General features: G+C 67.3%; 22 protein-coding genes, 1 tRNA gene, 1 other RNA gene and 1 pseudogene. 9 read left to right on the plus strand and 16 right to left on the minus strand.

All coding sequences use genetic code 11. The annotated features are described in order from the left end of the window. Positions 1-11 precede the first annotated feature (11 nt). Entirely contained in the window at positions 12-407 is a 396-nt protein-coding gene (locus ACZ4QV_RS29305) for a GNAT family N-acetyltransferase (protein ID WP_361155386.1), read from the plus strand. 104 nt (positions 408-511) lie between these two features. Here ACZ4QV_RS29305 and ACZ4QV_RS29310 read toward each other — a convergent pair whose 3' ends face one another. From ACZ4QV_RS29310 to ACZ4QV_RS29320, 3 genes are all read right to left on the minus strand, one after another. Next, entirely contained in the window at positions 512-1,264 is a 753-nt protein-coding gene (locus ACZ4QV_RS29310; protein ID WP_361155388.1) for a DUF4232 domain-containing protein, read from the minus strand. Positions 1,265-1,652: 388 nt separating this feature from the next. Beyond that, positions 1,653-2,360, minus strand: a complete 708-nt coding sequence (locus ACZ4QV_RS29315; protein ID WP_361155390.1) for a response regulator transcription factor — start codon at positions 2,358-2,360, stop codon at positions 1,653-1,655. Then, on the minus strand, positions 2,357-3,598 hold the full coding sequence (locus ACZ4QV_RS29320; RefSeq protein ID WP_361155392.1) for a sensor histidine kinase: 1,242 nt from the start codon (positions 3,596-3,598) through the stop codon (positions 2,357-2,359). Before ACZ4QV_RS29320 ends, ACZ4QV_RS29315 begins: the two co-directional genes overlap by 4 nt. A 140-nt stretch (positions 3,599-3,738) precedes the next feature. Between ACZ4QV_RS29320 and ACZ4QV_RS29325 the strand changes: the two genes are divergently transcribed. Further along, a complete protein-coding gene (locus ACZ4QV_RS29325; RefSeq protein ID WP_467763598.1) occupies positions 3,739-4,914 on the plus strand; it encodes a serine hydrolase domain-containing protein in 1,176 nt (391 codons plus the stop codon). Positions 4,915-4,967: 53 nt separating this feature from the next. Beyond that, positions 4,968-6,134, plus strand: coding sequence for a serine hydrolase domain-containing protein (locus tag ACZ4QV_RS29330; protein ID WP_361588033.1), 1,167 nt, complete (start codon positions 4,968-4,970; stop codon positions 6,132-6,134). Between the two features lie 953 nt (positions 6,135-7,087). Here the strand turns inward: ACZ4QV_RS29330 and ACZ4QV_RS29335 are convergent. From ACZ4QV_RS29335 to ACZ4QV_RS29345, 3 genes are all read right to left on the minus strand, one after another. Then, positions 7,088-7,636, minus strand: coding sequence for a hypothetical protein (locus tag ACZ4QV_RS29335; RefSeq protein WP_467763599.1), 549 nt, complete (start codon positions 7,634-7,636; stop codon positions 7,088-7,090). A gap of 350 nt (positions 7,637-7,986) precedes the next feature. Then, on the minus strand, positions 7,987-8,196 hold the full coding sequence (locus ACZ4QV_RS29340) for a DUF7848 domain-containing protein (protein ID WP_361614396.1): 210 nt from the start codon (positions 8,194-8,196) through the stop codon (positions 7,987-7,989). A 29-nt stretch (positions 8,197-8,225) separates the two neighbouring features. Further along, on the minus strand, positions 8,226-8,576 hold the full coding sequence (locus tag ACZ4QV_RS29345; protein WP_361588039.1) for a hypothetical protein: 351 nt from the start codon (positions 8,574-8,576) through the stop codon (positions 8,226-8,228). Between the two features lie 17 nt (positions 8,577-8,593). Between ACZ4QV_RS29345 and ACZ4QV_RS29350 the strand changes: the two genes are divergently transcribed. Both ACZ4QV_RS29350 and ACZ4QV_RS29355 read left to right on the plus strand, forming a co-directional pair. Further along, positions 8,594-8,734, plus strand: coding sequence for a hypothetical protein (locus tag ACZ4QV_RS29350; protein WP_467763600.1), 141 nt, complete (start codon positions 8,594-8,596; stop codon positions 8,732-8,734). Between the two features lie 581 nt (positions 8,735-9,315). Further along, positions 9,316-10,563: an amidohydrolase family protein gene (locus ACZ4QV_RS29355; RefSeq protein WP_361588041.1), complete on the plus strand. Its 1,248-nt coding sequence runs from the start codon at positions 9,316-9,318 to the stop codon at positions 10,561-10,563. A 128-nt stretch (positions 10,564-10,691) separates the two neighbouring features. Here ACZ4QV_RS29355 and ACZ4QV_RS29360 read toward each other — a convergent pair whose 3' ends face one another. Next, positions 10,692-11,147 (minus strand): UTRA domain-containing protein, encoded by a 456-nt coding sequence (locus ACZ4QV_RS29360; protein WP_467763601.1) that lies wholly within the window; start codon positions 11,145-11,147, stop codon positions 10,692-10,694. A 102-nt stretch (positions 11,148-11,249) separates the two neighbouring features. Continuing rightward, positions 11,250-11,465, minus strand: coding sequence for a winged helix-turn-helix domain-containing protein (locus ACZ4QV_RS29365; RefSeq protein WP_361155407.1), 216 nt, complete (start codon positions 11,463-11,465; stop codon positions 11,250-11,252). Positions 11,466-11,874: 409 nt separating this feature from the next. Here ACZ4QV_RS29365 and ACZ4QV_RS29370 point away from each other — a divergent pair, with 409 nt between their 5' ends. Then, positions 11,875-12,636, plus strand: a complete 762-nt coding sequence (locus ACZ4QV_RS29370; RefSeq protein WP_467763602.1) for a GntR family transcriptional regulator — start codon at positions 11,875-11,877, stop codon at positions 12,634-12,636. 45 nt (positions 12,637-12,681) lie between these two features. Next, positions 12,682-13,605, plus strand: a complete 924-nt coding sequence (locus tag ACZ4QV_RS29375; protein ID WP_467763603.1) for an FkbM family methyltransferase — start codon at positions 12,682-12,684, stop codon at positions 13,603-13,605. 73 nt (positions 13,606-13,678) lie between these two features. Here ACZ4QV_RS29375 and ACZ4QV_RS29380 read toward each other — a convergent pair whose 3' ends face one another. The 7 genes from ACZ4QV_RS29380 to ACZ4QV_RS29410 form a co-directional block, all read right to left on the minus strand. Then, on the minus strand, positions 13,679-14,380 hold the full coding sequence (locus ACZ4QV_RS29380) for a hypothetical protein (protein WP_467763604.1): 702 nt from the start codon (positions 14,378-14,380) through the stop codon (positions 13,679-13,681). Then, positions 14,380-15,687 carry a putative T7SS-secreted protein gene (locus tag ACZ4QV_RS29385; protein ID WP_467763605.1) on the minus strand — a complete coding sequence of 436 codons (1,308 nt, stop codon included), beginning with the start codon at positions 15,685-15,687 and terminating at the stop codon, positions 14,380-14,382. Before ACZ4QV_RS29385 ends, ACZ4QV_RS29380 begins: the two co-directional genes overlap by 1 nt. Then, on the minus strand, positions 15,684-15,986 hold the full coding sequence (locus ACZ4QV_RS29390) for a hypothetical protein (RefSeq protein ID WP_361588053.1): 303 nt from the start codon (positions 15,984-15,986) through the stop codon (positions 15,684-15,686). The genes ACZ4QV_RS29385 and ACZ4QV_RS29390 overlap by 4 nt, the downstream gene beginning before the upstream one ends. 12 nt (positions 15,987-15,998) lie before the next feature. Further along, the gene (locus ACZ4QV_RS29395) at positions 15,999-16,790 is read right to left on the minus strand and encodes an MntP/YtaF family protein (RefSeq protein ID WP_361588055.1); all 792 of its coding nucleotides are present in this window, start codon (positions 16,788-16,790) and stop codon (positions 15,999-16,001) included. A 666-nt stretch (positions 16,791-17,456) separates the two neighbouring features. After that, complete coding sequence (locus tag ACZ4QV_RS29400) at positions 17,457-18,218, minus strand: glycosyltransferase family 2 protein (RefSeq protein ID WP_361155420.1); 762 nt, start codon at positions 18,216-18,218, stop codon at positions 17,457-17,459. Positions 18,219-18,220: 2 nt separating this feature from the next. Beyond that, a complete protein-coding gene (locus tag ACZ4QV_RS29405; RefSeq protein ID WP_361155422.1) occupies positions 18,221-19,009 on the minus strand; it encodes a GntR family transcriptional regulator in 789 nt (262 codons plus the stop codon). A gap of 1,537 nt (positions 19,010-20,546) precedes the next feature. Continuing rightward, positions 20,547-20,939 carry a hypothetical protein gene (locus ACZ4QV_RS29410; RefSeq protein ID WP_467763606.1) on the minus strand — a complete coding sequence of 131 codons (393 nt, stop codon included), beginning with the start codon at positions 20,937-20,939 and terminating at the stop codon, positions 20,547-20,549. Between the two features lie 96 nt (positions 20,940-21,035). Between ACZ4QV_RS29410 and ACZ4QV_RS29415 the strand changes: the two are divergent. Next, positions 21,036-21,781 (plus strand): annotated as a pseudogene (locus ACZ4QV_RS29415) (site-specific integrase); the annotation flags it as partial. A gap of 78 nt (positions 21,782-21,859) precedes the next feature. On the opposite strand, the gene ACZ4QV_RS29420 reads toward ACZ4QV_RS29415, so the two are convergent. Next, positions 21,860-21,947 (minus strand) — tRNA-Ser (locus tag ACZ4QV_RS29420). A 152-nt stretch (positions 21,948-22,099) separates the two neighbouring features. Here ACZ4QV_RS29420 and ffs point away from each other — a divergent pair. Beyond that, positions 22,100-22,198, plus strand: an RNA gene (gene ffs / locus ACZ4QV_RS29425) — signal recognition particle sRNA small type. Positions 22,199-22,218 lie beyond the last annotated feature (20 nt).

Genomic DNA, 22,218 nt, shown 5'->3' on the forward strand with positions numbered 1-22,218 from the left:
AGGATCCCGTCATGACCGTCACCTACGAATGGCGGGGCGACTTCGACAACGCGGCCGTCAACGCGCTGCACGCCGAAGGGTTCGACCACCCGCCCCTGAAGATCGACTGGCTGTCGCGGCTGCGTCGGCACAGCCTCGGTTGGGTCTGCGCCCGGGAGGACGGCCGGCTCGTCGGCTTCGTCAACGTGGCATGGGACGGAGGCGTCCACGCGTTCGTCCTGGACACCGTCGTGGACCGGCGGCACCGGAGGAGCGGAGTCGGCACAGGTCTCGTCGCGCGGGCCGTACAAGAGGCCCGCGCCGCACAGTGCGAGTGGCTGCACGTCGACTTCGACGACCATCTGAAACGCTTCTACCTCGACGCCTGCGGCTTCACCCCGACGGACGCCGGGCTGATCCAGCTCTGAGGTGAGGCACCCTGTACACGTCGAAGGCCCCCACCGCGGACGGTAGGGGCCTTTCGACGCGTCGCCAGGTGAGGCACTGGTGGCGGGGTCCTGTCGGCGAGTGATCAGTTGGCGATGCCGACCGGGTGGACCTTGATCTTCTCGTCGTACGGGCCGGCCGGCTTCAGCGCGTCAGCGGGCCACTTCAGGGACACGCTGTGGGTCTCGTTCGGCGGCGTCACGATGAGGTGGGTCGGGGAGACGAGGCCCTCGCCACTGGAGTCGACCGAGTACGAGATGCTGAAGGTGGCGGTGTCGCCGGGCTTCAGGTCGGTGATACGGGGCTGCTCACCGCCACGGTGGACCGGGGCGGAGGTGCCGTCGGCGTCCTTCAGGTCGACACCTGCGAAGCCGGTCACCGAGCAGGTCCGCCCACCCTTGTTCGTCATCTGAACGGTGACATCACCCGTCTCCTGGTCGGGCGAGCTGTCCACCGCCTCCATCGTCAGCTCGTTCGTACGGCAGAACTTGCCCTTGCCCCCGCCCTTCGCCGCTCCGTTCCCGGACCCGGCCCGGGACGAGGCGCCACCACCGGAGCCGGCGCGGGGCGCGGTGCCGCCGCCGGAGCCCGGCTCGGCACTGTCCGGCTTGGCATCGGTGCCCTGCCCGCCACCGGAGGAATCCGCGCCACCGGCCCCGGCGGAACCCGCACCGCCGGCCTCGGGAGCAGCGCCCGACCCCGACTGGCCCCCGGGCTTGGCGGCGGCGTCCGAGCCGGAGCAGGCGGTCAGGGACAGCGCGGCGGCCGCGGTCAGGGCCGCGGCGGCAACGCGCAGGGTGCGGCGACGAGTGGTGCGGTCAAAGGTGCTGGCGCTCATTTCGGGTCCCCCCGGGAAGTCGGTGTCGGTCTCTCCTCCGTACGACACCCACTCTGGCCGGGGCCGTTACCGCCGTACTGGTGCCCCGCTAACTTCCGGCTAATACGGGCGCGAGCAGGGAAGACACCAAGGACCCGGCGGAGCCCTCGGGGTGGACGACTGCATCGGCCGGTGGACAGAGACCAGGACCACGAGGACCGAGAACGGGACGAAGGCCCCCACCGCGAACGGTAGGGGCCTGCGACGCAGTGTCCGGTGAGGCACTGGCGGAGGGTGTGGTGGGGCCTCGTCCGAACAGCTCCGGACGGGGCTGAATGAGACCAGGAGCGAGAGGCAGGACCGAGGCCGGAGCTCCGTGCGGGCGACCGTGAAGAGGAGCGGAAGCCGGTCAGCCGGCGAAGCCCGGGACCACCAGGCCGGACTCGTAGGCGATCACCACAGCATGGGTCCGGTTCTGCGCGCCGAGCTTGGTCAGCACGTTTCCGACGTGGGTCTTGATCGTTTCCAGGCGCACCGTGAGGGACTCCGCGATCTCCGGATTGGAGAGCCCGGTGGCCATCAGGCGCAGCACCTCTTCCTCCCGGCCGGTCAGGGCGGCCCGCGGCAGGGCCTCGGCGGAGCCCAGCGGGCGGGGGGCGACCATGCGGCCCAGCGCGGCCGGGAAGAGGACCGCTTCGCCCGCCGCCACTACCCGTACCGCCTCGGCGATCTGGCGGACCGGGAGGCGTTTGAGGACGAAGCCGCTGGCGCCCGCGCTGAGCGCGGCGGTGACGTAACCGTCGTTCTCGAAGGTGGTGATCACCACGATCCTCGGCGGGTCGGCCGCTTCGGCCAGCAGTTGCCGGGTGGCGTCGATCCCGTTGAGACGCGGCATGCGGACGTCCATCAGGACCACGTCCGGCCGCAGGCTCCGCGCCCGGTCGACCGCCTCGACGCCGTCGGCGGCCTCGCCGACCACCGTGATCCCCGGCTGTGCGGTCAGCAGCATGCCCAGACCGCTGCGGGTCACCTCGTCGTCGTCCGCGATCAGGAGGGTGACGGCGGGGCCGGCGGCAGCGGGGAGGGCCGTGCCTCCGTCCGCGTCGGATCCCCTCACGCCGACACCCGTACCGGCAACCGGACGGCCAGCCGCCAGTGCTGCGTTCCGTCCGGGCCGGCCTGGAAGTCGCCGTTCAGTAGCCGGACGCGCTCGGCCAGTCCGGCCAGACCGTGGCCGGACGTCGGGAAGGCTCCCGTGCCCGGCCCGGTCCGTGCCCCGGTCCGGTTGACCACCGTGAGGTCCAGTCCGTCCGGTCCGGCCGCCACCCGTACCTCGATCGGGCCGCCCGCCCCGTGGCGCAGCGCGTTCGTCAGCCCTTCCTGGAGGATCCGGTACGCCGCCCGGGAGAGCGTCCCCTGTACCTGCTCCGGCTCGCCCGACAGCTCCGGTTCCACCACCGCCCCCGCGTGCCGCAGGCGGTTCAGCAGCTCAGGGAGGTCGGCCAGGGTCCGGGCCGGTGCCGTCCCCGACTGTTCCTCGCGCAGCACTCCGAGCACGTAGTCCAGGTCCTCCAGCGCGGCCCGCGTCGACTCCTCGATGCTGCGCATGGCGGCCCGAGCCGCCGTCGGGTCGGCGGAGAGCACCTCGCCCGCCACCGCCGCCTGGATGGTGGCCGCCGTCAGCGTGTGCCCGATCGAGTCGTGCAACTCGTGGGCGATCCGGTTGCGTTCGGCCAGCAGCAGTTCCCGCTCGGCAGCCAGCGCGAGCCGTTCGGCCGCCGACGGCCCCAGCAGCCGTGGCGCCGACCACCGTAGGACCTTCGTCACCAGTACGCCGACGGCGACCGCCAGCAGGACGCACACGGCCGCACCCACCCAGCTCCACCCGCCCGTCACCCGCACCGGCGTGCCGGACAGGCTCGCCCGTACCTCGCCGCCGAGCCAGTTGCCCGGCAGGGAGATGCCCATGATGAACAGCACCCCGCTCGCCAGTGCCCCTGTCCATCCGACGGTCACGTGCAGCACCAGCCAGAGCGGGGTCCGCCAGCGGCCGAGGCCGAGTGAACCGGAGGACCGGTGTCCGGCCACCGGGTTCGGCAACGGCACCCGCAGCAGCCGGCGGGCGGACACGACCAGCGCTCGCCGTACGGGGCGCGCCAGTCCGACCACGCCGACCAGCACCGCCCAGATCAGCAGGACCAGGACGACCTGCACGCTCTCGGGTGCGGATCGCCACGACAGCGCCGGCAACAGGGCGAAAGGCAGCAGCGGAAGGCTCGCCAACGCGCCGCCATAGGCGAACAGCACACCTGAGTACGTGGAGCCGCGCAGCAGCAGCCGGATTCCCCTGATCATGGTCGCCAGTATCACCGGGCGGCCCACCTGCGGCCTCCCCCGATCGGGGGAGCGATTTCTCCCGCTGTCACGCGATGCGTTCAGAGGGCCCTGGAAGCAAGGATCGTGCTCCGACGAAACGATGACCCAGGAGTTGACTCATGCGTACTCAGACAGGGCAGAGCCGTTGTTCCGCGGCCCGGCGGGGCGGTCGGCGTCGACGAGCCGTTTCGGCCGCGGCCGCGGTGGCCATCGGTGTCATGACGCTGGGCACCCTCGCCCCGCCCGCCGCCTCCGCTGCTGCCGCCGCCAGGCCGGACGCCGTCCAGCAGGCCCTGAACACGCTGGTGCGCGACGATGGGATGCCCGCCGCGCTGGCGAGCGTCCAGGACCGGAACGGCCGCACCCGCACCTACACCGCGGGAGTCGGCGACCTGGCCACCGGCTCGAAAGTGCCCAGGGACGGTCAGGTGCGGATCGGCAGTAATACCAAGGCGTTCACGGCGGTTGTGGTGCTGCAGCTCGTCGGCGAGGGAAAGATCGACCTCGGCGCCTTCGTGGACACCTACCTGCCCGGCCTGGTCCGCGGAAAGGGGATCGACGGGAGCCGCATCACGGTCCGTCAGCTCCTCCAGCACACCAGCGGACTCCCCGATTACGGCATCCACCTCGACGACGACGAGATCAGGAAACGGTATTTCGAGCCCCGCGAGCTGCTCGACCTCGCGCTCAAGCACCAGGCTGACGCGGCTCCGGGGAAAACCTGGGGGTACAGCAACACCAACTACGTCCTGGCTGGCCTGATCGTCCAGAAGGTCACCGGCCGCCCCCTCGCCGAGGAGATGGACCGGCGCATCATCAAGCGCCTCGGGCTGCGTCACACGTACTTCCCCGCCCCCGGCGAGATGACCGTCCGAGAGCCGCACCCTCGGGGCTACCACCGCAACCCGGCGGACGGACCACTGCGCGACTTCACGGAGATGGACCCCTCCGCAGGCTGGGCCGCGGGCCAGTTGATCTCCACCAACTCCGACCTGAACCGCTTCTTCACCGCGCTCCTCGCCGGCCGCCTCCTCCCGGCGGCCCAACTCGCCGAGATGCGCACGACCGTCCCCGCCGGGACCTCCGGCCTCCGCTACGGACTGGGGCTCACGAGCAGGCCACTGTCGTGCGGCGGCGTCTACTGGGGCCACGGCGGTGACATCGCGGGGTACGAGACGCGGGGCGGTGTCACCGACGACGGCCGCGCTGCCAACGTCGCGGTCACCAGCATCCCGACGGACAAGGCGGCCGCACGGCACGTGAACGACGCCGTGGACAAGGCCCTGTGCGGCTGAAGCACGCAACCGGCAACCCGGACGACGCTCCAACGACTCTCAGGACTTGACTCATGCGTGGACAGAAGCGGCGAGTACTCCGCTCGACGGGCCGGCCGCACGGCACGCGGCGACAGATCCTGCCCGGCGCAGCCGCGGTGACCATCGGTGTGCTGACGCTGGGGGCCCTGGCCCCGCCCGCCGCCTCAGCCGCCAGGCCGGACGCCGTCCAACAGAGCCTGAACGCGCTGGTGCGCGACGGCGGGACACCCGCGGCGCTGGCGAGCGTCAAGGGCCCCGGCGGCCGCAACCGGACCTACACCGCAGGGATCGGTGACCTGGCCACAGGCGCGCCGGTGCCCGTCGACGGGCAGGTGCGGATCGGCAGCAACACCAAGACCTTCGTCGCGGTCGTCGTTCTCCAGCTCGTCGCGGAGAGGAGAATGAGTCTGGACGCCACCGTCGAAACCTACCTGCCCGGCCTCGTCCGCGGAGAGGGCATCGACGGACGGCACATCACCGTCCGCCGGCTCCTCCAGCACACCAGTGGGCTTCCCGACTACAGCAACCGCCTCGGGGACGACGTCCGCTACTACAGCCCCCGTGAACTGCTCGCCACAGCTCTCCGCCACCCGGCCGAATTCGCCCCCGGGGAGAGCTGGAAGTACAGCAACACCAACTACGTGCTCGCCGGCCTGATCGTCCAGAAGGTCACCGGCCGACCTATCGCCGACGAGATCGACCGGCGGGTCGTCCGACGCGCCGGGTTGCGCCACACCTACTTTCCCTCACCGGGGGACGCGAGCATCCGGGAGCCTCACCCGCACGGCTACCACCAGGAGCCGGCGGGGACGCCGCTGCGCGACATCACAGAGATCGACCCTTCCTGGGGCTGGGCGGCAGGACAGATGATCTCCACCAACTCCGACCTGAACCGCTTCTTCACCGCGCTCCTGGCCGGCCGCCTCCTGCCCGCGGCCCAGCTTGCCCAGATGCGCTCCACCGTCCCGGCCGAAGCGACCTTCGGCCCGGGCGCCCGCTACGGCCTGGGACTCGTCAGCAGGCCGCTGCCGTGCGGCGGCCTGGCCTGGGGCCACGGCGGTAGTTTCCCGGGGTACGAGACCCGCGGCGGCGCCACCGACGACGGCCGCGCCACCAACGTCGCGGTCACCCTGCAGCTCACCGGCGAGGCGTCCCGGAGGAATCTCGAACGCGCGGTGGATACCGCCCTGTGCCGCTGACCCCCACCGAGGCGTCCCGTGCCTGCGGGCCCGAAACGATGCCGGCCCCACCGGCACGCCCGCACACAGCCGCCGCGCCACAACTCCGCCGGGGCTGCGTCCGCGGCACTTGCGACCAGAGAACGTCGAAGGCCCCGGCCGGTTTCTCGGTCGGGGCCTTCGACGTTAGTGCCCGGTGAGGCACTGGCGGAGGATACGAGATTCGAACTCGTGAGGGGTTGCCCCCAACACGCTTTCCAAGTCTGTTGGTAGGCCACATCGGGCATGTGCAAGTGTGTTCACCTGCGTTCTGGCCCGTGTCCCGGGAGGACTAGGAGCCCGATCATGACAGGCCTCAGCCGTGTCACCGATCAGATGCGTTGGTTGCCTCCGGCCGGGAGATGCTGGGGCGTGCCGTCGTCGACGTGAGGCTTGGGTTTCGGTCGAACTTAGCGCAGCCTGTGGCGGGCTTGTCGACTTCTAGTGGCCCGGCTCCGAAAAGAACGGGTGCGGCCCCGGTTCGCTTGGAGGAGGTCGGGAGGCTCGCCCAGGGCCGAACTGACGGGCAGATTTCGAGGCGTCGGCCTGCGATCGCCGACCGTGTACCAACTTCTTGCGTGAGTCGAGGACAGGCGCCCGCAAGATCCTGACGTCTCCGGAGCCCGACATGACGAGATCAGCAGCACTTGTCGCTCTACCCCGTTGCGCTGATCGTCATCCCTCGAAGACCATGGTCGGGGCGAGGCTGCGATCCGCGGCAAGGGGGCAATGGGTGGGGTTGAACAGCGAAGTGAAATGCAGAGCTTCTTGCGAAATCTCCACGTCGTGAGCCAAGCCTCAGTGTGCCTCGGTCTCTAGCATCGGTTGGCTGTGTGCTGTGTGCGCCGGACGGAAGTGATAAGGCGAAAGGGAGCACAGGCCTGGTTAAGGGCCGGGTGCTGTGAGCGGAGCGAACTTCCTGCAATCCATCCCGTTTACGCACCGGTACTGCGACTCCCCGGCCGGGGCGGTGGCAGCAATAGGTCGCGCTCGGGGTGCTTGCTCCCGATGACGGTCCCTTGAACTCCGAGGTCTTTGCGGGCTGCCTCGTGGAATTCGTTGATGGAGCGGAAGACGGCCCGGTTTCGGTCTCGCCACTGCTGCAAGGTGCCGGCCGTCTTGCCTGCGGCTTGCCAGTCGACCTCTAGGGCTGCGGCGTTGAGTTCGTGGGCTGCCTCTACGACGTCGTCGCCGCCCAGCAGCGTGACGCGTTCGAAGGCCCTGCCTCGGAGGCGTCCTGCCTCCGCTACGTCGGCGAGCAGTTCCTGCTCCGGCTTCTCCGGTTCGCGCATGCCCTCGCGTTGTTCGTAGAGCTGGGCGGCCAGGAAAATGCAGGCTCGCATCCGGTCGATGTAGGTCTCGTAGGCGCTGAGCTTCTTGTCGTCCCAGCGGGTCTTGAGCTGGTACCTGTTGCGGCTCCGCTCCATGAGGAAGTTGGCCACGTACGAGCTCATCGCGCCCAGGAGTACGGCAGCGATCGTCACGAACTGCTCATTGGTCCCCAAGCCATCCCCCAGACACGGAACTTGTGTTGTCGTGTTGAGGAGTTCATGAGTGCGGCGGGGCGCACGGGGTGCGGTGACGTAAGCCTGTGGCTGGGGAGGGGAAGGTGGTCAAGGTACGTGGGTGGGGCTCAACGTGATGCAGCCCGGTTTCCAGTGGGGACACAGCTGGAAACCGGGCTGCCGACGCCGGGCTGGGCCGACGCCGCCCCTCGGCCGGTGGTGCCTCGGTGACGACGCTCAGCGGGTGGACCGCCGAGCAGGCACGCCGAGAGGTTTGGAGACCGGGGGCGGCCAGGCCCGTGCCGGCTCGGCGGCCCCCCGGTCGGTCCTCAGTTGGGTTGTGCGGTGGAGGGGCTGTCAGCGGGGTGGGCGTCGAAGTGTTGGAAGGCGACGACCTCGTACCTGGTGCATCTGGAGAGGCCGGCGTGCTTCAGGCACCAGAGCTGCGCATCGTCGGATGCCTCGGTGTCGGTGGACTGGGCGAAGCATTCCAGGCACTTCCCGTAGTACCGGATCTCCGCGCCCGGGACGGCGCTCAACGTTCACTCGGTGAAGCGGTAGGTCGACCTCATGTCGGCTCCTCAGTCGACCGTGAGGAGTCCTCAAGGTCGTCGTCGGGCTCGTCGTCATCGTCCCGATCGGGGATTCGTTCGCCGCGGCTGTCTGCGACTCGTAGCGCGTCCACCCGTGCTTCGCGCAGCCGACGAGCCAGGAAGTGGAGCTCGCCCGACGACGCCTTGGGGTCGTCCAGCAGCCGGCCGGCGTGGTCGAGGAGCTCTTCTCCGATGTTGAGCTGCGCCTCTTCCATGCTGTCTGCCAGGCGCGATACGAAGCCGGGGGTGCCGTCCGTCGCTACGTAGCAGCGTCGTCCGTTCGGGCCGGACCACGGGAGCAGGCGCAGCCCTGATGCGGTGCTCATGTCGCCACCTGCACACCGTGAATCCAATACGGGCCGACGTCGATGCCATGCACGGCCAGCCACAGGGCTCGGCGGCGTTGCCGCTGGAGTCGCTCTTCTTCCTGTTCCTCGTACGCGATCAGGCACGGGCGGATGAGGGCCACGTCTTCGCCGCGTAGTAGTGGGACATGACTGGTGGGCCTGACGGGTTGGCGGCTGATCGGCGCGGTACCTGCGGCTTGGAGGCGTCGGGTGGCGGCGGCGCAATGGCGCCCTTGGCTGGGGAGCAGCGGCTGAAGAAGCGACTTGATGAAGTGAGCGGTACGGTGCGGCATGTTGACCTGCACTCTCAGGTTGGCCACACCCCCGGGCCGTTCGCCGCGGCCGCGGGGGTCTCTGTGATCAGGCGCCATGGAGCTTGCGGCTTGAGTGATCCGCGAGTGCTGGTCGCCGCTGGGTTTACGTGGATGCTCGGTGGTGACAGGCGGCAGATCAGGCACGGGTCAATCACTCAACGTACAGCTAGTTAACTAGCATAGTCGGTGGTGACGCTTCTACCGCTCCCCTTTGAGATTTCACTCTCCGCGGCCAGCCGCGCCTACCTCGGGGAGTCGGGCGCCTGCGCAGTGGCGCTCAGTGGCGTGCCGCCGTCGGGAAGGCGGTGCTGACGGCGGCTTGTTGGTCGGCGGGGACGTCTATACCCTCGAACTGACGGGTCGTCAGGTACGTCGCCGACGCGGCGACCGCTGAGAGGGGCCTCATGACTGGCCAGGCGAACGGCATGAAGGGCACGAACAGCACCACCGAGTCCATCGACATCCCCCGCGTGATCAGCGTTGACGACCACGTGATCGAACCGGCGCACCTCTTCGAGACCTGGCTGCCCGCGAAGTACCGCGATCTCGGGCCGAAGCCGTTCACCGCCGGTATCGGCGAGCTGGCGTACATCGGAGGCAAGTACAAGTTCACGACGGATCCGGCCGGCCAGCTGACGGACTGGTGGCGGTACGAGGGAAACCTCTTCCCGTACAAGCGGATCATCGCGGCCGTCGGGTTCTCCCGGGACGAGATGACACTCGACGGCATCACCCGGGAGCAGATGCGGCGCGGTTGCTGGGACCCGAAGGCACGCCTCGCGGACATGGACCTCAACCACGTCGAGGCGTCGCTGTGCTTCCCGACCTTCCCCCGCTTCTGCGGGCAGACCTTCGCCGAGGCCCAGGACAAGGAAGTCGGCCTGGCGTGCGTCCGCGCGTACAACGACTGGATGGTGGAGGAGTGGTGCGGGGACAGCGGCGGGCGGCTGATCCCGCTGTGTCTGATCCCCTTGTGGGACGTCGACCTGGCGGTGCAGGAGATTCGGCGTAACGCTGCCCGAGGGGTACGCGCCGTGACCTTCAGCGAGATCCCCACCTACCTGGGGCTGCCGAGTATCCACTCGGGTTACTGGGATCCATTCTTCGCGGAGTGCGAGGCGACGGGAACGGTGGTGTGCATGCACATCGGCTCGTCGTCGCAGATGCCGGCCGCCTCGCCGGACGCTCCCCCGGCCGTGCAAGCTTCGCTGTCCTTCAACAACGCCATGGCATCGATGATGGACTTCCTCTTCAGCGGCGTCCTGGTGAAGTTCCCCAGACTGAAGTTGGCTTACGCGGAAGGGCAGATGGGGTGGATCCCCTACGCCCTGGAGCGCGCGGACGACGTGTGGGAGGAGCACCGCGCCTGGGGCGGCGTACGCGACCTGATCCCCGAACCGCCCTCGACGTACTACTACCGGCAGGTCTTCTGCTGCTTCTTCCGCGACAAGCACGGCGTCGCATCGATCGAGACGGTTGGCGTCGACAATGCCACCTTCGAGACCGACTATCCGCATGTCGACTCGACGTGGCCGCACACCAAGAAGGTGGCCGCGGAGCACGTCGCCGGGATGCCGCCGGACGTGGCTTACAAGGTCCTCCGCGGCAACGCGATCCGGATGCTTGACCTGGACCTCGACAGGAAGCGGTGACGACCGAGGGGTAGGCGTCGATTCGTCCTGGCGGCGCCGCTATAGGCACTCGGACCGGGGCCGCTGATCGTCAGAGCGGCCGTACCGGGGGGGGCTGATCCCGGTACGGCCGCCCGAATGGTGATACCTCAGTAGGGCTGACGCGTACGCACGCACGGCGTGGAGTACACCGCCGCCACGCGGTCTCCGGACATCAACAAGTCAGCCGCCTCCACCACCGTGCCGCGCGCGTCGTACGACGTGCGCTGAATCGCGATCACTGCCACGCCGGGAGAGATGCCGAGTTCGGCCGCCTCCCTTGCGCTCGGTGGCCGGGCCGTAAGCCGTTCGAGGATGTGGTCCAGTTCAATGCCGGCCTCGGTCAGCCAATCCACGGACGCGTCGCCCCACGGAGAGGCAGCGCTCGCAAGTTCCGCCGGTGCCGGGGGCGCCATCGCGTACAGCAGGTAGGAGCGCACGATGCTGTACGGAGCTTCGTCCTTCGGGCGCCGGCCGCGTTCGACGAGCTCAAGCAGTCGCGTCTCGACCTGTACGTTCATCCGCGACGCCAGCTCGTCGTTGGCCCAGACCTCATAGCAGCTCACGGTGACCTCCGGGGAGCCGTCGAGAGCACGTCCCTGCGGTGAGCTGGAGACGTCGGGAGGCTGAGCAGCTCGGTGGTGCCGGTTGTTCGCGTACTCGATCTTTTAGTTCGCTGCTCGGACGAACGTGCCCCGACCGTGGTGCTTCTCGATCAGCCCTTCCGCCTGCAGAACGTTCAGCGCGTGCCGCACGGTCGGCAAGCCGACGCGATGCTGCACGGCGAGGGCGCTCTCGGAAGGCAACCGTGCAGCGGCTGGAAGAGTGCCGTCCTCGATCTGCTTACGCAGGTCGGCGGCGATCTGCTCGTACCGGTCAGCCATGTGGGCTCATCGCCTCCACAAGCTCGGGTACAGGGGTTCTCCTCTTGTCGGCGTTCACGGGTTCATGTCCTCGTCGCGTCGTTGGGGGCTGTCGACACGGCATCGTCCAGACGAGGGCCCAGGCGGTGAGCCCGTGCTCGTTCCCACGAAGGCCGAATCGATCAGCGCGGTCTGGTGCGGCAAGGAGGGCCTGCCGGCGGGGCGGGGACGGCTCGCCGAGCACCTTGGTCACGACGTGGATCCGGGTGAGGCGCCGGTGTACGTGCGGTTCGTAGCCGGCGGCGGTGAGCCGTGCCGCGATGTCCTGCGCTCGGGATGCAGGTGCAGGCACGGCGGGTCCTCCGTGCAGATTGATCACTCACTGTGAAGCTAGTTAACTAGAATAGAGCTAGTGGACTAGATTTGCTACATGCCTGAGCAGCCTCCGTACCTCGCCGTCGCTGACCGGCTCCGGCAGAGCATCGCCGACGGCGACTGGTCCCCCGGTGACCGGCTGCCGTCGCGCGCGCAGCTCGCCGGCGAGTACGGGGTGGGCGACAACGTCATCCGGCGCGCGCAGGAGCTGCTGATCGCGCAGGGTTTGCTGGAGGGCCGCGCCGGTTCCGGCACCTATGTTGCTGAGCCGCGGCAGCGGCTGCGCATGGTCAGGTCCTCGTCGCGGGAGCAGCGCGGCGGAGCGCCGTTCCGCGCCGACATGGCGGGGCTCGGGAAGCACGGTACGTGGGAGCACAGCACCGAAGCGAAGGTGCCCGCCCCTCGTGAGATCGCCTCGCGGCTCGGCATCGCCGAAGGCGACCTGTGCGTCCGCACGGCGTACGAATTCCTGGCCGACGGGAAGCCGGTGCAGCTGTCGACCAGCTGGGAGCCGTACAGCATCACCGAGGGCACGATCGTGGTGCTGCCCGAGGGCGGACCGTACGCCGGTCGAGGAGTCATCGAGCGGATGGCCGCCATCGGCGTGGCGATCACTCACGCCGTCGAGCGGCCGGAGCCCCGGCAGGCCACCACCGCGGAGGCGAACCTTCTCGGTATCCCGAAGAGCGCGCTGGTCACGCACATCCGGCGTACGTACATCTCGGAGGACGGCCGGCCGGTCGAAACGGCGGACATCGTCGTGCCGGACGCGTACTGCGAGATCGTTTACGAGGTGCCGATCGAGCGCCGTACGTAGGGTGATCCGATCCGCACGGCCGGCTCAACTTCTTCGAGGGCTCAGGTGACTTCTCTCCTCACGCAGTTCAGGTTCGACCTCTCCCGCTGGTACGTGCGCTACGCCCCGGGCACGCTCGGCAAGGCCGGCATCGTGGAGTCCTACCTGAACGCCGGCCTGCGCGACCACCCGCGCATCCGCCGGGCCCGTACGCGCTTCGGCGCCACGATCGTCACCGACACCCAGGACCTGATCCAGCGGTACATCTACCTCTTCGGGGTCTGGGAACCGCATCTGACGCGATGGCTGGAGCGACGGCTCCGGCCGGGCGACGTCTTCGTCGATGTGGGCGCGAACATCGGTTACTACAGCCTGCTCGCCTCGCGGCTGGTCGGCGAGAAGGGGGCTGTGGTTGCTCTGGAGGCGTCCCCGGACTTCCACCGCGTGCTGCGCAAGCAGGTGGTGATCAACGGGTGCAGAAACGTTCGTGCGGTGAACGCCGCGATTTCGGACCGTGAGGAGATGCTCACCTTCACCCTCGCGAGCTCCCACAACATGGGGGCCAACAGCATCGTGCCGTATGCCGGTGAGGCCGAGTCCACTTTCGAAGTAGCTGCTCAGCCGCTGTCGGAAGTCCTCAGTGCTGATGAGCTTGCACGAGCCCGGGTGATCAAGATTGATGTGGAGGGGGCTGAAGGCTCCGTCGTACGGGGGCTGGTCCCGCTGCTCGACCAGCTCCGGCCCGACGCGGAGCTGGCCATCGAGGTGACGCCGCAGCGGATGCTCGAACTCGGGGAATCGGCTGAGGAACTGCTGGGCGCGCTGCGGGCGAACGGATTCCACATGTACCGCCTTCCGAACGACTACACCGCCAGCCGTTACCCGGCAGCCTTGCGACGCGAAGCAGCGGTGCCGATCCGGTGGCGAGAGCCGATCACCGAGGAGAGCGAGCTGCTCTTCTCCCGCGTTGGTGCTGAAGCCCTGCCCTGAGTGTCCCGGCAACCTCGGTCGTCTCCGCGCACTCTGCGCCGCATGCAGTTCGTCGGTTGAATGCCTGCGATGGTCATCCGAAGGGGGACGCGGCGGCCGCGGTTTCCGCGTCAGCCAGGGGGCCAATACCCTGGTGCAGTTGCGGGGCGGTGAAGCTGATACCGCCGGCCACCACCGTCGCCAGCTCCAGGAATTCCTCCTGCGCTTGGAACTCTTCCGTCGACAGTGTTACCACCACAGCTTTGGGCAAGCGAGGGAACGCCATGTGAAAGCTGACGGATAGAACTTCGGTGGCCCCGTTTTCGGGAACTCCGAAGAACACTCCTGGCACCGGAATCACCGTGTCCGACACAACGACCGCAGCGAGCCCTGCGGGCAACTCGACGATGCCCCTGTGCTCATCCCTACCGCCTCCGTCTGGTTGCGCGTCGAGCACGGCTCGCGGGTAGAGGTTGGGGTCTCCCATCGGCCGATCGGCCACAGCGATATTGCATGTTCCAGTGAGGAGCAGCCCATCATCTGTCCGCAAGGTGAAAGAGCTGAAGTGGACGAGCCCCTCTTCGACCAGCTTGCTGAGCGTCGCTTCGAAGCTGAGGACGCTGGTGATCAGTTGCTTCGAAGTTGCCGCAGGGTAGATCCGGGTGAGCGCGTCGTAGTGGGCATCCATACGAGTCCCGGGTTCCTGCGCCAGGTCGACGGGGTGGAAACCCTCAGGCAGCGCGTACCACATCGGTAGCAACTCAGCCACTACTGTGCTGTCGAGATCTCGATCCATCACAACGCCTTGGCCACGGTGAAAATTTTCTTCAACGGGTCGACGGCCATGCCGGCGCCGACAAGACCGTCATTGATTTCTGTTCCTCGCAACGCTCTGTCAGTTGTGGCGTCGCTGTGAGTCCAGCAGATGTCCAAAGTCTGGGCCGTGGGCACAGCGAGACCACCGGTTACAACAGCTTGCGTCACGTCAGCGGTCATCTCAGCAGCCGCTCGCGACGACCCCAGTTTCTGAGCCGCCCATTCGATGGGCTTCCCCATGACACGATTCGAGGGGTCTGCTGCTTTGGCGAATTCTCTGAAGTGCACAGCTCCTGTTTTTGCTGCCTGCGAGACAGTCGCGGTACTTTTGGCCACCGCACCAGCGCCACGAGCAGCCCCAAAGCTGGCCCGCCCGGCACCAATAGCAGCCTTGGTCCCCTTGATCGCGGGCCCGACACCCGGAACGGCACCGAGTACGTCGCCAGCCAGCGTCGCCCATTCGCTGATGTTCTTCGATGTCGGCGGAAACATGTCCTTTCCGCTCTTGATGTACTGGTTGGCGTGCTGAGCCGCAGCAGCCAGGCTAAGTCCGATAGCTATCGGCGCGAGCACCGGAACGAAGATGGCAGCGATACCTGCGATGGTGGCAACAACGGTCAGCAGATCGCCTCCGTGTTCGTCCCACCAGTCCCCGAGTTTGTCCAAGAATCCACCGTCGGGAGCATGGTCACTGGCATGTTTCCGTATCTGATCAGCGAAATTTTGCGCCGTGTCGGAGTGTTCACGCTCCAGCTTCTTCGCGTCATCGATCAGGTTCTGAAGCTTGGCCCTCGCGTTTTCCACCGCACGCGAGGCACTGTCCATACGCCCCTGGGCGACGTCCAGTCGATGCTGGGCACTGTCGAGTTCAGCCTTGGTCTCGAATACCTGCCCGGAAAGCTTCAGATCGGGATGGGTTCGGGCTCCCTCGTACTGATGCTCAGCATTCTTGACCTTTTCTCTTGCGTCTTTAGCGTCCTCCTCATAGTTTCTGGCCTTGACTTTCATGTCGTACAGCGCATCACTCCACTTCTTTATTTCTCCTCCTGCCGCTTCGAGTGACTCGTGGGCCCGGCTGAGATAGTCGGGGAGGTCTGATATTTTTTCGGTGAACGCCTTCGCCGCTTCGCCGCTCCAGTAGGAGCTTTCCTTGTCCAGGGAATCGAGCAAATCGTAGGTGCTCTTGAGGGTTGCCGCCGTTTTTGAGAGATTGCCGGCGAGATTGTTAGCCAAGTTCGGGTGGCCAGGTGTCGGGTTCCACCCCAGCCCGCTCCAGTCGTCACTCACTTGGTCTTTCCTCCAGAATTCGCGAACCCTTGCTTGATCTCCTCTTCGGTCTTCTCGTATGCTTTGAGAATGGCTGGCAGCGCTTCATTGAGCGTCTTCAGTCGTTTTTTTGTCTCTTTCAGGCCGTGCTCCCAGTCGTCTTCGAAGTCTTCACACGCTTTGTCAAGCGATCGTTTTCCGAGGTTCTTCGGCCCTGTATCTTTCATCCTGCGCAGGGCCTCCTCCATCTGACTCTCACTGTCTTCCAGCTTCTTCTTCAGCTTGCGCAACTGCGCCAAATCAACCGAGAAGTCCGACATCGCTTTCACCTATTACTCAGGTTCACGCCGACTCTTTTTCTCATCCGCCTGCGCAGCTACCGTGTCGCGGTAGGCGGCGAGGACCACTCCATCCTTCCTGCGCCCTTCCGCTCTTAGCCTCCGCGCCCTGATGAGCATTCGTACACCAACTATCAGAAGTATCGCCGCGCATATTTGAAAGGCCGCATAAAGTGGCCATTCGCCCCACGCGAACCGCGCGAGGATCTCCGCGAACACCCACCCCAAAAGAGCCAGCGCGCATCTGACAGTTGCCCGGTCGCTTCTGGCGCGAGCTGTCCGAAGTTCCTTCTCCGCCGTCGCCAGTGTCGTTTCGTCCAGGGGGTCGAAACCGTCCTGTGTGCGGAATTCTTCGGCTACGCGGCGAGCCGCCGCGCTCTCGCGCACTACCTCAGGGGCAGGCCCCCCTCGTACATCGACGCCTGTTGAAGAACCAGGCTGCGTTCCCACGCGATAGAAAAGCCACTGACCTTTTGCTCCCTGCGACTGCCGGAGAAAACCTTCTTCGCGTGCGACGTCCTCGGCCTGACTGACAGAGATGCCCGGATAGCCGACCGGATCGACACGAATGTGACCACGAGCATTCGGAGTGCCCGTACGCAGCTCCTCACGCAGCACATCGACACGCTGCTCCACCGGGAGTTTCTTTTTCCTTCTACGGCTCTCCCAGGTAGCGACAACGGCGAACAGCAACCAAAGCCCGAACCCGACTGCAGTCCACTGCAGAAAGGCTGGACTGTTCTGGCCGCCCGGCGGAGCCATCAACTGAGTGTCAGCCCAAGACATGTGACTCAACTCGCTTCTTCGGTCGCACTTTTGAAGTGACGCTTCCCGCTCTTCACATGCGGTCCTGGGCAGTGATACTGGTCAGGAAGGCGGAACGGACGGCACTCTGGCCGAGGTCTTCCCGATGCAGCCCGGTCACATCACAGCAACGCCACATCCGCCAGGCGGCCGGATACGATGCAGGGGACTGCTGGGGGAATAGGAATGAGGCGCATGTAGTCGGCCATGCCGACGTTTTGACGCGCAGACAGAAGCTGACGATGCGGGCGGTTCGCATACCGCGGCCATACAAAAATACGCAGCAACCATGTGGTCTACCCCCAGTCAGCGAAGAGACTTGTCCCTTACTCGCCGACCAGACTTCCCGGCACACCAATGCCAACATACACGGCCCCCATGCCCTACTGACAAGAGGGTGGTCCGCCGTTTTAGTGGCTCTCGTGCTTCCTCGCCAGGAGGTGCACGGATAGGTCGTACGCGGCGTCGACATCGCCGCGGGCGAGGCCCGTTGAGCATTCATATGTCGCGACGATGAGCTGTGCTGACCTGTGCGATTGGCACGACGAGGCATTGGCCCATGTCTGGTGCCCGCGAGCTCAGTCGAGCATCTCCCAGCGAAAAACAACGGGGGTGAGGCTTAGCCACACCCCCGTTGTTCCCGAGCCGTTACTGCTCGGCTTGGTATTGCCAGCCTTCCATTGCCGCCAAGGTGCGCGCTCTGGCCTCGACCACCGCGAACCGTGCCTCCCGCTCGCCTTCATGGACGTGGGCCGCCTGGTTCGTCGCCTGTCCAGGCCACTTCCGGTACAGCAGCCCCGTCTCGGCGGAAAAATGCCCGCGACTGACCGCGCTCAGGGCCATCAGCAGACCGGTGTCCTCGCTCGCCGGCAGGGCCATCCATCCGCCCAGCGCCAGGAGCAGGTCACGGCGTATGAAGAGGGTCGCCGGGTGGACCTGGGCGCGGTAGTTGTGGGCCTTCCAGTGCTGGAGGACGGTGCCACGTTCGATCGGGCCCTCGGGCGGGTCCTGGTCGAAGCCGACGGTAGAGCCGTCGGGGAGGAGGTCCAGTACGCGAGAGGTGGCCCAGCCGAGGGAAGAGTCGGAGGCGAGGGCCTGGAGGTCGCGTGCCAGAGCGCCCGGGGTCAGCATGTCGTCAGCGTCCAGGACCTTGACGTACTCGCCCTCGGCGCGGGACAGGCCTAGCGTGCGTGCGACCGCGGCGCGGCCCTGCCGGCCCTGGCCGAAGGAGATGCGCGGGTCGTCGGGCAGGTGGGGCGTTACGCCGTCGGTCTCGCCGTCTTCCTGGATCACCCACTGCCAGTCCCAGCCGTCCGGCAGCTGCTGCTCGGTCAGCGACTTGTACGCGTCGGCCAGGTACTTCGCGGCCGGCGGGTGGACGGCCGTGATCACCGTGATGAGGTTCGTCATCGTCACCACCGGTCCAGGCGGGTCGTGAAAACCAGCTCGGTGCGGTCGCCGGGCATGATCACGTCGGAGACGTCCACCACCCGTCCCTCGGTGTCGATGGAGATCTTGCGGAGCACGATCACGGAGACGCCCTTCTGGAGGCCGAGCTCCTCGGCCTCCTCTGATGTCGGAGGCCGGGCCGTTATCCGTTCGACGATGTGGTCGAGCTCGATGCCGATGGTGTGCAGCTGGCTCTGGGTGCCACCTGGCCACGGCTCGTTGGTCTCGTCGAGAAGGTCAGGGTTGGCCGCCACCACGTCGTGGACGAGGTGGGAGCACACGAGGCTGAAGGCCGCGTCCCCGTCACGCGGGTAGGTGCGGTAGACACGTTCGAGCAGCCGGGTGCCTACGGGGACGGCGAAGGCTGCGGCCAGGTCCTCGTCGGCCTTCGTTTCGCGGTACCGGGCCTTGAAGACGAGATCAGAGACGGTGAGGCCGGTGTCGTGCTCGGTGGCGCCGGTCTTTTCACGCTCGTTCCGTGCCGCGCGCGCCCGGTCTTTCTCCCACTGGTGGCGCTCGTTGGTGCGCTCCACGCGCTGTGGGGGCTTGCGGACGAAGTTGCCGACCCCGTGCCGTTTATCGATCAGCCCCTCGGCCAGCAGCTCGCCCAGCGCGTCGCGCATCGTCGGCACACTGGTCTTGTACCGCTTCGCGAGTGTGGTCTCCGCCGGAAGACGCTCTCCAGGCTTCAGCTGGCCTGCGCGGATGTGCTGACGCAACTCGTCAGCGATCCGCTCGTACTTCTTGGCCATGTGGTGCTCACCGTCCCTGATCGTTGGACGGTTTCAGCATAAGTCCTCAAGAGGAGTTGACGACATCAGGACTGGTCCTATGTTCATGAGCTCTCCTCAAGAGAAGTAGAGGACATGAGGTCTTTACGACCTATCGCGCCGCTCGCCCATGCCTGCCCGCGCCGGCAGAGCCGCGCGATCCCGCAGTGCTCGCGCCCGGAGATCTCCGTGAAACGGGGTCGAAGGAAGCGTCCGTTCCTTGAGAACTGAATGGCACGGCGCCTGGCAAGCAGACCGTGCCCGTACCAGTGGTTTTGGCCCTGGCGCCTCCTCGCGGAGGCGCTGACGGCCATGGCCACTCGCCCACGACGAATGGGCGCCGCTGCCCGGCCCTCGCCGGCGCGCGGCTCGCTCAACACAGATCTGCCGGAGCGCCGGTACTCCCGTGCAAAGGACAACGCCGTCGCTCCGGGGCTGCCTGCCAGCCCGTTCAGGTCAGGAGAGCACCCATGAAGCATTGGTTCGGCAGCCACCAGCTCGTCATCGACGACGTAGAGCTGTCCCTCGGCACGCCGCCCGAGCTCTGGCTCGGTGACGAAAGCGAGAGCGCGGAAGAGCGCTAGGCCCGGCTCGACGCAGGCCGCGGAATCCTCGACGCGCCCGAGCTGCTCGACCTTGTCACCCGGATCACCGTGGCCTCGATCGAGGCGGACGTCCCCGACTCGCTGGGGTACGCGCCCGGCGGCGGCACCCGCCTCGCCGGTCGGCCCACGACGTAGCGGAAGGACTTCCCCTGCGAACGGATACTTCGACTACGACGAGACCGAGTACGGCTTCACGCCACTGGACGCCGCGATGAAGCCGGCCTCGACGAAGTGACCGGTGCAGGTTCCTGCCGGGTGAGGCGGTCGCCGTCGGCCCGCTATCCGCGGTGTGCGCCTGCTGGGTCGGGCGGGGTGCCCCCGCGGAGGAGTGCGAGTGCGGGCCCGAGCGTGGGGAGGTGGCGGGTGGCCACGCCCCCGACTGATTCAACTGCGCCGTCGGTCCTCCCGGCGTCGACGATTTCGACGACGGGAGGAGCCGCACCGGTGACAGAGCAGGAAGCCGGAGCGGCTCGCCGAGCGATCGAGCAGTTGGAGAAGGTCGGGCGCCTGGTGACCCGTTCCCTGCTGGTGCTGGGCATCGGGGCTCTGGTCTTCACCTGCGTCAACATCACCACGTTCGCCGTTAAGCACCACGTACCGGGCTGGGTGGCCTGGATGCTCGCCCCGCCCGCGTCACTTGCCCTGTTGACCGTCCTGTACGTCGACGGGGTCCTGGCCGAGCAGGGCGACTACCGGGCGAGTGCGTGGCCGTTCGTCCTGCGCTGGTTCGCAGGGATGTCGGGCTGGATCATGAACTGTTGGCAGTCCCTGTACGCGGACGGCGTCTTCCGGATCATCCCCGAACAGGCGGACGCCGGCGGCTTGCTGCTTCACTCGGTGGCACCGTTCCTGCTGATCATCCTGGCCGAGGCCTCCGCGGGATACCGCACGTATCTCGCCGCCAAGGCCGTCGCTCACCGCGACACGACCCGCGCATGGGGTGGGAAGACGCTCGTGCCGTCGACCGTGCCGCCCGTGAGCGGCGCGCGCAGGAAGAGCGGGAGCGAGCCGAAGCAGCCGAACGTGAGCAGGCTCTGGAAGCGGCTCGCGCCGTGCGGCAGCAGGACGAGCGTGAGGCGGAACGCGAGGCGCGCGAGCACTCCGCGCGCCTGGCTCGTGAGGCTCAACAAGCGGAAATCGCGAAAGCTCGCGAACTGGCCCGCATCGAGCAGGAGCAAGAAGAACGCGCCGCGCGGCGAGAAGCGGAGCGGCTGCGCGTCGAGGCGGACATCGAGGCAGCGGAACGGGATCGTGCTGCTGAGCGCGAGGCCCTGCGCACCAGGGCGGAAGCCCGAGGCGAGGGCCATTGAAGAGGCCGAGCGCGTGAAGCGGGAAGCTGCCGCCGAGCGGCGGGAGCGTGCTCAGCGCAGCCGTGCCAAGCATCGTCGGAACAGTACGGGGGGCGCCTCGAAGAGGAGGAGATCGAGCCGTACACCATCGAGGAGATTCAGAGCCTTCTGCGGACGGCCTCGAAGGCGCGCAACAGCGCTCGCTGGATCATCGCCCTCGCCCTCGGGCTGCGCCAGGGTGAAGCGCTCGGGCTCATGTGGGAGGACATCTACCTGGACGCTGGGTACATCCGTCTTTCGCAAGAACCGCCTGCGGCCCAGATATGAGCACGGGTGCGGGTACACCTGCGGCCGGAAGCCGAGGTACTGCCCCGCGCGCCGTCAGACCCGGCGGGAGTTCAAGAACACCAAGTCACGCGCCGGGCGGCGCACCGTGGGGCTTCCGGATCCGCTGATCAAGCTGCTTCGTAAGCACCAGGAGGAGCAGGAGCGCGAGCGCCAGGAGATGGGGGGAGGACAGGGGGTACGTCTTCGCTCAGCCGACCGGTGGTCCGCTGAATCCGAACACTGATTACCACCGGTGGAAGCAGTTGCTGGAGAACGCGGGAGTACGGGACGGACGGCTCCATGACGCTCGTCACACGGCCGGCGCCGTCCTCCTTCTGCTGGGAGTCCCGGACGTGATCGTTGACGCGATCATGGGCTGGGAACCCGGTGGCTCGGCCCGGATGCGCGCTCGGTACATGCACGTGACGGGCCCGCTCCTGAAGCAGGTCGCCCGTCAGGTCGGGGATGCGCTCTGGGGCGGGACCGGGCCGGAGCGCGAGGGCGGCGGGGGAGGCGCTCCGCCGGCCAACTGAGACGAAAACTGAGACGGACGCGACGAAGGCCCCCACCGCGGACGGTAGGGGCCTTCGACGTAGTGCCCGGTGAGGCACTGGCGGAGGATACGAGATTCGAACTCGTGAGGGGTTGCCCCCAACACGCTTTCCAAGCGTGCGCCCTAGGCCACTAGGCGAATCCTCCGCCGCAAACAATACAAGACGTTGAGGGGTGCTCGCGAACATGATCCGCCGGAGGGGGTCGGGAGGGGGCGTCGAGAGGGGTGGGAGTGATCTTGCGGTGGGGTGGGAGCGGAGTGGGGTCGTGCGGGGGGCGGGGGATCCGCTAGGGTTGGGCACAGCCCCTCACGTGGCGCTATCTCACCGAACTCCCCCAGGGCCGGAAGGCAGCAAGGGTAAGTGAGCTCTGGCGGGTGCGTGGGGGGCGTTTGCGTTCCGGGGATCGGGGGCGGCCC

This window comes from Streptomyces sp. NPDC026394 (assembly GCF_055567735.1).

Excerpts from the sequence above, each read along its gene's own strand:
- ACZ4QV_RS29305 (WP_361155386.1), top strand. The coding sequence starts at position 12 with ATGACCGTCACCTACGAATGGCGGGGCGACTTCGACAACGCGGCCGTC.
- ACZ4QV_RS29310 (WP_361155388.1), bottom strand. The coding sequence starts at position 1,264 with ATGAGCGCCAGCACCTTTGACCGCACCACTCGTCGCCGCACCCTGCGC.
- ACZ4QV_RS29320 (WP_361155392.1), bottom strand. The coding sequence starts at position 3,598 with ATGATCAGGGGAATCCGGCTGCTGCTGCGCGGCTCCACGTACTCAGGT.
- ACZ4QV_RS29325 (WP_467763598.1), top strand. The coding sequence starts at position 3,739 with ATGCGTACTCAGACAGGGCAGAGCCGTTGTTCCGCGGCCCGGCGGGGC.
- ACZ4QV_RS29330 (WP_361588033.1), top strand. The coding sequence starts at position 4,968 with ATGCGTGGACAGAAGCGGCGAGTACTCCGCTCGACGGGCCGGCCGCAC.
- ACZ4QV_RS29345 (WP_361588039.1), bottom strand. The coding sequence starts at position 8,576 with ATGAGCACCGCATCAGGGCTGCGCCTGCTCCCGTGGTCCGGCCCGAAC.
- ACZ4QV_RS29355 (WP_361588041.1), top strand. The coding sequence starts at position 9,316 with ATGACTGGCCAGGCGAACGGCATGAAGGGCACGAACAGCACCACCGAG.
- ACZ4QV_RS29365 (WP_361155407.1), bottom strand. The coding sequence starts at position 11,465 with ATGGCTGACCGGTACGAGCAGATCGCCGCCGACCTGCGTAAGCAGATC.
- ACZ4QV_RS29370 (WP_467763602.1), top strand. The coding sequence starts at position 11,875 with ATGCCTGAGCAGCCTCCGTACCTCGCCGTCGCTGACCGGCTCCGGCAG.
- ACZ4QV_RS29380 (WP_467763604.1), bottom strand. The coding sequence starts at position 14,380 with ATGGATCGAGATCTCGACAGCACAGTAGTGGCTGAGTTGCTACCGATG.
- ACZ4QV_RS29390 (WP_361588053.1), bottom strand. The coding sequence starts at position 15,986 with ATGTCGGACTTCTCGGTTGATTTGGCGCAGTTGCGCAAGCTGAAGAAG.
- ACZ4QV_RS29395 (WP_361588055.1), bottom strand. The coding sequence starts at position 16,790 with ATGTCTTGGGCTGACACTCAGTTGATGGCTCCGCCGGGCGGCCAGAAC.
- ACZ4QV_RS29400 (WP_361155420.1), bottom strand. The coding sequence starts at position 18,218 with ATGACGAACCTCATCACGGTGATCACGGCCGTCCACCCGCCGGCCGCG.
- ACZ4QV_RS29405 (WP_361155422.1), bottom strand. The coding sequence starts at position 19,009 with ATGGCCAAGAAGTACGAGCGGATCGCTGACGAGTTGCGTCAGCACATC.
- ACZ4QV_RS29410 (WP_467763606.1), bottom strand. The coding sequence starts at position 20,939 with ATGGCCCTCGCCTCGGGCTTCCGCCCTGGTGCGCAGGGCCTCGCGCTC.